At 66.1% G+C, this 7,214-nt stretch carries 7 protein-coding genes and 1 pseudogene; 4 read left to right on the forward strand and 4 right to left on the reverse strand.

Annotation, left to right across the window (positions count from 1 at the left end; all coding sequences use genetic code 11):
* Positions 1 to 171 precede the first annotated feature (171 nt).
* Positions 172 to 744: pseudogene (locus tag FPZ41_RS43175) on the forward strand (ISAs1 family transposase); the annotation flags it as partial.
* On the opposite strand, the gene FPZ41_RS43180 reads toward FPZ41_RS43175, so the two are convergent.
* A complete protein-coding gene (locus tag FPZ41_RS43180; protein WP_152869972.1) occupies positions 727 to 1,614 on the reverse strand; it encodes an enoyl-CoA hydratase/isomerase family protein in 888 nt (295 codons plus the stop codon). The pseudogene FPZ41_RS43175 and the gene FPZ41_RS43180 overlap by 18 nt on opposite strands.
* A gap of 70 nt (positions 1,615 to 1,684) precedes the next feature.
* Between FPZ41_RS43180 and FPZ41_RS43185 the strand changes: the two genes are divergently transcribed.
* The 3 genes from FPZ41_RS43185 (at position 1,685) to FPZ41_RS43195 (ending at position 4,183) form a co-directional block, all read left to right on the forward strand.
* Positions 1,685 to 2,107 carry a MerR family transcriptional regulator gene (locus tag FPZ41_RS43185; protein ID WP_152869974.1) on the forward strand — a complete coding sequence of 141 codons (423 nt, stop codon included), beginning with the start codon at positions 1,685 to 1,687 and terminating at the stop codon, positions 2,105 to 2,107.
* Between the two features lie 541 nt (positions 2,108 to 2,648).
* Complete coding sequence (locus FPZ41_RS43190) at positions 2,649 to 3,320, forward strand: hypothetical protein (protein ID WP_152869976.1); 672 nt, start codon at positions 2,649 to 2,651, stop codon at positions 3,318 to 3,320.
* An 89-nt stretch (positions 3,321 to 3,409) separates the two neighbouring features.
* Positions 3,410 to 4,183 carry a hypothetical protein gene (locus FPZ41_RS43195; protein WP_152869978.1) on the forward strand — a complete coding sequence of 258 codons (774 nt, stop codon included), beginning with the start codon at positions 3,410 to 3,412 and terminating at the stop codon, positions 4,181 to 4,183.
* 248 nt (positions 4,184 to 4,431) lie between these two features.
* Here the strand turns inward: FPZ41_RS43195 and FPZ41_RS43200 are convergent, their stop codons facing one another.
* The 3 genes from FPZ41_RS43200 to FPZ41_RS43210 all read right to left on the reverse strand — a co-directional run bounded on the left by FPZ41_RS43200 (position 4,432) and on the right by FPZ41_RS43210 (position 6,999).
* The gene (locus tag FPZ41_RS43200; RefSeq protein WP_228023393.1) at positions 4,432 to 5,643 is read right to left on the reverse strand and encodes a serine hydrolase domain-containing protein; all 1,212 of its coding nucleotides are present in this window, start codon (positions 5,641 to 5,643) and stop codon (positions 4,432 to 4,434) included.
* Positions 5,644 to 5,939: 296 nt separating this feature from the next.
* Complete coding sequence (locus tag FPZ41_RS43205) at positions 5,940 to 6,140, reverse strand: DUF397 domain-containing protein (RefSeq protein ID WP_152869980.1); 201 nt, start codon at positions 6,138 to 6,140, stop codon at positions 5,940 to 5,942.
* 7 nt (positions 6,141 to 6,147) lie between these two features.
* On the reverse strand, positions 6,148 to 6,999 hold the full coding sequence (locus FPZ41_RS43210) for a helix-turn-helix domain-containing protein (protein WP_152869982.1): 852 nt from the start codon (positions 6,997 to 6,999) through the stop codon (positions 6,148 to 6,150).
* Between the last annotated feature and the right edge of the window lie 215 nt (positions 7,000 to 7,214).

Below are 7,214 nucleotides of genomic sequence, written 5' to 3' on the forward strand. Positions count from 1 at the left end.
CGGATAGGGGCCACAGGCGCCGATCGGCAGCAACGGCTCGACCAACGCCCACTCGTCGTCGCTGAGTTCACGCCTCGCCACACGAGAGTTGTACCAGCAGGTGATCACGACTCCGTACAGGCCCTAGTGGTCACCGCCGACGCCCTGCATACCTAGCATGACCATGCCACCTACCTGCGTGAACGTGGTGCCCACTACCTCGCGATCGTCAAGAAGAACCATCCCGCGCTATACGCCCGCGTCCGCCAGCTCCCGTGGCGGGATATCGCCCTGGACCACTACCAGCGCACCCGCGCCCACCACCGCATGGAGATCCGCAGGCTGAAGACAGCCGCGTTCACCCACCTCGACTACCCCGAGGCGGCCCAGGCCCTCCAAGTCGTGCGCTGGCGACGCGAGTCGGGCACCGGCAAGCTCACCATCGCGCGTGTCTACCTGATGACCAGCCTCAAGCCCGGCGAGGCCACCGGTGAACAACTCGCGGCCTGGATCCGCGGTCACTGGAGCATCGAGAACCTCCTGCACCACGTCCGGGACCGGACCTTTCGCGAGGACGATTCCAAGGTCCGCACCGCGCACTTGCCACGCACCATGGCCAGCCTGCGGAACCTCGCCATTGGCCTCCACCGTCAGGACGGCCGCACCAACATCGCGGCCGCCCTCCGCCACACCGCACGCGACTACAAGCGCCCCCTGACCGCGCTCGGACTCGCCGGACGAAAAGGATCAATCGGATTCGCGTGATACCCGAGTGGCAGCCTTGTCCGAAAGTTGCGGCGTCACTTCTTGCTGGGCCTTGTTGAGGATCTCTTCCAGGCGGAGTTCGCCCTCGCGGGTCTGCACACCGGCGGCAAGCAGCTTGTGGGCGGTCGCGGCAACTTCGGGGAAGGAGAGCCGGGCGGCGAGACTGCTCTCTGTAGCCAGGTCCCGTTTGGTGTAGTCGGCCGCGTCGACGGCCGTCTTGACGATGCCGATGACGGTCGGGCCCAGAGCAGCGATGCGGCGCGCGAGCACGGTGACGAATGTGTCGAGTTCGTCCGCCGGAAGGGCGCGGTTGACGAGACCGTAGCGCTCGGCCAGCTCCGCGTCGGCCAGCTCGCCGCCGAGGATCAGTTCGAGTGTGCGGGCGCGGCCGATGAGGGAGGTCATGTACTGCGTGCCTCCTCCGCCTGGGTAGATGCCCATCAGAGTCTCCGGCTGCGCCTGTCCAGACGTTCCGATCGCCGCGAAACGCATGTCCAGCGCCATGGCGAACTCGTTGCCGCCGCCACGCGCGAAGCCCGCGATCTTGCCGATGGTGACCTGGGGCAGTGACCGGATCTCCTCGTTCACGGCCTGCACCACGTTGGTTCCGGTGGGCAGGTCACCGCCGGCGGACATCAGCGCTGGATCGGTGAGGAAGCGCATGTCACCGTGCGCGATGAAGAACTGCGGGTCGGCGCTCTCGAACACGATCACCTGTACCGTGTCGTCGGTACGGACCTGGGAGGCGAAGGCCATCAGCTCCTTGATGAGCTCGCCGTCGAGCAGGTTCAGAGGCGGATGATCGATTATTACGGTCGCGACGCCGTGTCGGATGTCGACGCTGATGGCAGACAGGTTCGAGTAGGTCATGGAGGTACGCTAGAACTTCACATCTATGTGAAATTCAACTGTTTGTGACGACGAACACACCGGAGACCGGATGCGGATCGGAGATCTGGCGGCGCGGACCGGGGTGAGCACCCGCTCCCTGCGCTATTACGAGGAGCAGGGCCTGCTCGACAGCAGCCGCAGCCCCGGTGGTCATCGCCACTACGGAGAGGAAGCTGTCGACCAGATCGCGTACCTGCAGCGGCTCTACGCGGCGGGTCTGTCCAGCCAGACGATCGTCAGCCTGCTTCCCTGCCTGCACTCGCCCAGCACCGCCACCTCCGACGGGGCTTTCGACCGCCTGCTCGAAGAACGCGACAAGCTCATCACGCACATCTCCGGGCTCACACGTACCCTCGAGTCCCTCAATGAGCTCATCGCCACCAACCGCGCACACCGCCCCGCTTCCGTCACCGACCCGGACCCCGGACAACCCGACGAGACTGCGCAGGACCCCGCCCACCTGTCTCGGTGAGCGTCGACGCGTCTGTCGTATAGAACGACAGCCGAGATCGCTCGCCGCCCAGCCTTCGCACCCGGCGAGCCTCGAGTCCCGCGCCAGCAACACTGCCCTGTGAAAAATGCCTTAATTCGACTTAAATCAACTCAAAAAGCAAACACGCAAAACCCTTGAGGTGAGTGGATCGCGCTTGCTGAGAGCCTGGAGTGACTGTCGCCGACGGGATTGGTATGGGTCAAATCCGCAAGTTCCCCTGTATGGATGCTTGCCCTGCGCAATTTGAACTGGACGACTTCGGCTCAGGTGTGACATGAGGCCAGAGGCCGAGGTGGTGGTGCTTGAAGCCCTCGTCTGAGTAGTCTCCGTAGCGCTCGGCATGGACGTCGTTCTCGGGGGGCTGTGAGGGCATGGGCGTTCGCGAAGGCGCGATCAAGGTCTTGGGGTGAGACGCGGACGGTCGTGCATGAGTGCGCTGTCGGCGACGTTGTCGGGGTAGGGGAGCCCCTCAGGGGTGGGGATCGGTTTGACGGGAGGGGCGAGCGTGCGTCGGGTGTGGGTGAGCGCGGTGGCCGTGTCGTGCGTGTTGGTGTCCGCATGTGATGTGGCGAGCGGTGGTGGGGGCAGCGGCGACGGGCTGAACCTGAAGGCGCCGCCACACGCGAGCGCGGTGAGGAACGCTGAGGGGTTGGGCGGGGCAACGCTCGGAGCACGGGACGTGGATGGCTACGCCGTGACTTCGCCAGCTGACGATGAGGTGACCGCACAGCGGGACGTGAAGGTGGCGGACGACGTGTGCGACCCGGTGGCGTACGCGTTGTCGACGACCGTTGTCGGGAAGCCGACCTCCACAGTGGTGCGGGAGGCGATGGGTGAGAAGGCCGCCGTGACCGTCGTGCTCGCGGAGTACGCGGGGGAGCAGGCGCAGGGTGCGATGGACGATCTCAGTACGGCCGTCTCCGAGTGTGCTGGCGGGTTCGCCGTGACTGTGAACGGCGAGGAGCGCAAGGTCGGGAAGGTCGTCCCGGAGATTGCTCCGCAGGGCGCGGACCAGGCGATGGCGTTGGGGGCGGTCGTCGAGTCGGGTGGGCTGAAGACGCCAGTGAAGGTGGTCGTCCTGCGCAAGGGGGCCACGGTCGGTTACATCAGCGCCGTGCCTACGGGCAAGGGTGACAAGGCTTTTGCCGTACCCGCCGCTGTTGTCGATGCTCAGCTCGCCAAGCTCCACTGATCAGGTTTGGCTGACTTCCTGTCAGTCACGGCTCCTGGTGCTTGCGCCCGGAGCCGATTCCGTATGCAGGTAAGAATCGAGGATCCTCCTTGCACAGACGCACCCTGCCCATTGCGCTGTCAGGCCTCTTGGCCCTGTCGGCCGTGGGCCTGTCGTCACCCTCCGCGTACGCCGCGGAGAGCGACATCTCCTTCTCGAACATCGTCGTGAACGGCGGCAAGCCGATCGTCGTCGGCACCTCGAAGATGGTGAGCGTGCCCGTCACGTACACGATCAGGCACTCGGTGAAGCTCGACTGGCACTATGTGTTCCTGTACCGGGGCGTACTCAACGGCAGTGAGAAGACGCTCGGTTCCGGCGGACAGGGGCCGTACTGCACGGCGAACAGCAGCGGCACCGTCGAGAACTGCGAGATGACCGTCGACATCGTCCCGAAGGACGACCTGGTCAACGCGGACGCCACGACGTGGAAGACCGGCGGGACCGGGATCAAGCCGAACGGCAGCTACGACACCGACAAGAACTCGGTCACCGCCAGTGTGAAGCGGTATGCGAAGCTGACGGTGAACGCCTCCCCGGAACCGGTCACCAAGGGCCAGAAGATCACCGTTACCGGGCAGATCACCCGGGCCGACTGGAACACCCACAAGTACGCCGGTTACAGCGGCCGCACAGTCAGCCTCCAGTTCCGTGAGAAGGGCGCGAGCTCCTACACGACCGTCAAGAAGGTCACTTCCGGCAGCACCGGCGGTCTCAAGACCACGGTCACCGCCGGCAAGGACGGTTACTGGCGCTGGGTGTACTACGGCAATTCCACCACCGGCAGCGCCAAGAGCGCCGCCGACTTCGTCGACGTTCGGTAGCAGTACGCGCACCGGCCTCGGCCGGCATGTGGATGCTGAGTCCCACGCGCTCCCGTGAAACGCCTGGCGGGGGCGGACTTCGTCGGGACTCGGCGGACCACCGCGGTTTCCCGCTCGCTGTGTGGTCCGTTACGCCGAGGACGCGGTGAGTCTGCCCGCTTTTATGCCGCGGAGGAGGTGGGCGAGGGGGCGCGGGCAACGCCGGAGCCGTAGCTGACTCCGGCCCGGTAGGAAGGCGTCTCCGTGTGTCAGGGCCGAGGCTTCCCTGACCGCGCGCACAGGGCGTGGTCGATCAGGTCCGTGATGCCTCGGATCTGGCGTACGGCCGTGTTCTCGTCGGCGGGCCGGCTGTGGACGGCGACCGCGACCGTGGTCCGGCCGTCTGGCGTGGCCGCGGGCCACGCCAGGTAACCGAATCCGCTGCCACTGTGGCCCCAGTAGCCGCCGCCGCAGGTCAGTGGAGTCCACTCCAGGCCCAGCCCGTAGCGCTCGCCCGGCACCTCTCCGGGAGCGTCGGGTACGGCGACCGTGCGTTGCATCTCGGCGAGTTGGGCAGGGCTGAGGAGTTCGCCGCTCAGGAGGGCTGAGAAGAAGCGGTTGGTGTCGGCGGTCGTGCTGACGATCGAGCCGTCGGCGTCTCCGTCGAAGGGGAGGTAGGCAAGGGTCGTGTCCGTCGTCGGGCCGGGTCCGGACTGGTCGAACTGTTGGTAGTTACGGCTGTGGGGGCGGGGGAGGTATGGGTCGTCGCCCGGGGTGGAGGTGTGCGTGAGTCGCAGCGGGCGCAGGATGCGTGACCCCACCTCCTGGTCCCAGGACCTGCCGGTGACCGCCTTGATCACCATCCCGGCCAGGATGTAGTTGGTGTTGGTGTACTCCCAGCGCGTCCCCGGCTCGAAGACCGGCGGGTGCGTCATGGCGAACGCGACGCGCTGCCGCGAGGTGTACTTCGTCCAGCGGTGCTCACGGTATCCGTCGGCGCTCATGTCGGGGAGGACGTCCGCGATGTAGTCGGGCAGGCCGCTGGTGTGCTGGAGGAGCTGGCGCACGGTGATACGGCGGCCGTCGTTGCCGTTGCCTCGGACCACCCCCGGCAGCCACCGGTCCACGGTGTCGTCGAGGGACAGTCGCCCTTCGCCGACGAGTTGGAGGAGGACGGTCGCGACGTACGTCTTCGTGGTGCTGCCGATACGGATGTACTCGGACGGGGGTACGGGGGCCTGGGTGGCGAGGTCGGCCAATCCACTGCGGGCGGTTCGGGTGCCGCGTGGGGTGTCCATGCGCACGGACACCCCAGTCACCCCTGTGTCGCGCAACGCGTCGGTGTCTCGTTGGAGGGCGGACGACTCCGCTTGTGCGCGGACCGGGGCGAAGGCCGCCAGGAGCGTGAAGGCGACGGCTGCGGCTGCCACCGCGGTGGTAGTACGGCGGACGGCGTGGGGGATGGTCATGGCCATGGTCATGGGGCCACGGTAGGAACGCGCCTTCAGAGCACACCATCTGGCGGGCCCCAGTTTGTCGCCGGGGGTTTGCCTCAGTCCGTCGTTGGGGCTGCCTCAGGTCCCTCGGCGGCAGCATGTGGTACACCGTCTCCCGTATGCCGACTCTTCGAATTGCCAGCTCTTCGAACTTGAGCGGTGCGCGCGGAGCGCAGGTGCCCGACCGGTGAGGCGCCAGAGTGCGACACTCGGCGCTGAAGTGTTGCATTCCTGCGAGAAGGTACGCCCGCAGGCAGGCATCGGTGCCGTCAGTCCGAGGGTCAGAGGCGTGGGGCGAACCTGCCGGTCTTAATGCCGTGGAGGAAGTGGGCGAGGGGCGTGGGATCGGTGGTCACCTCGGTGTACGGGGTGTCGCTTTCGCGGAGGTGGACGGTGTTCGGCGTGGCTGCGAGTTCGACGCAGGAATTGCCGTCGCCAGGGCCCGAGAAAGATGACTTCTGCCAGTCGCAGGGAGTGGTCATGTGCGTCTCACAGCTCCTTCGCCAGCCTGTGGATGAAGTCACGCGACCGTTCGGGTGCGAGTGACACATCCTCCACCTTACGGAAGAGCGTTCGAAACGCTCCGAGCTGAGCTTCGGAGTCGATGAAGCCCGTGCCGTGTGGCGCATCACGTACGACCGTGTCCAGCTTGGGTACGGCACCTCCCGCGTACACCATGGCGCTCGCGGCACCGGCGAAACCGTCCATGTCGAAGGGGATGACGCGCACGGTGACGTGGTCCGCTTCCGAGAGTTCCAGGACCTGGCCGAGCTGAGCCCGTGAGCCGGCACGGTCGGCAACCCTGATGCGTAGTGCCGCTTCGTGGATCAACGCTTCGTAAGGGACAGAGGTGGGGCCTTCGATGATCCCCTTGCGCTGCATCCGGTGTTGGACGCGCAACTCAACCTCATCGTCCGGTAGTTCGGGGACCCTGTACGAGAAGACGGCGCGGGCGTAGTCCTCTGTCTGGAGCAGGCCGGGCACATACAGAAAGTCCACGTCCCATCGGAACTTGGCATGGTGCTCCAGTTCGGAAAGATCGAGGAACAGCGTGGGCAGCGAGCCGCGATACTCCTCCCACCAGCCGCGCGTCCGATCGGTCGTCATCGCCACCAGTGCCGCGACCAACTCGGTGTCGGTACAGGAGTAATGAGCAGCGAGGCGTCGCACGCGTCCCTCGCTCACGCCGGCGATGCCGGACTCGATCTGGCTCATCTGAACGGAGTCGGCCCCTAGGAGCACGGCGGCTTCGCGCGCTTTGAGTCCAGCTGCTTCGCGTAGTTTCCGCAGCTCGGAGCCCAGGCGTACCTGGCGTGCGGTGGGTTGTCGTCGGCGTGGCATGGGTTTCCTCCTCACCCCCAACTGCGGGGTGGCCGTGACTCGTTCAGGGGGAAGACTACGGCAGCGACTTGCAGAGTCCTAAATTGAGGACCTACCGTCAGTGATGCGACGCATACGCTGCGGAATGCCGGGAGTCCCGGAAGCGCACCACTCCGTCCTGCCATGACGGCTGCGGCAATGCCACCGCCCCCGACCGCTGTGACCCACCACCTGCT

Source organism: Streptomyces acidicola (assembly GCF_009377235.1).
Lineage (GTDB): Bacteria > Actinomycetota > Actinomycetes > Streptomycetales > Streptomycetaceae > Streptomyces > Streptomyces acidicola.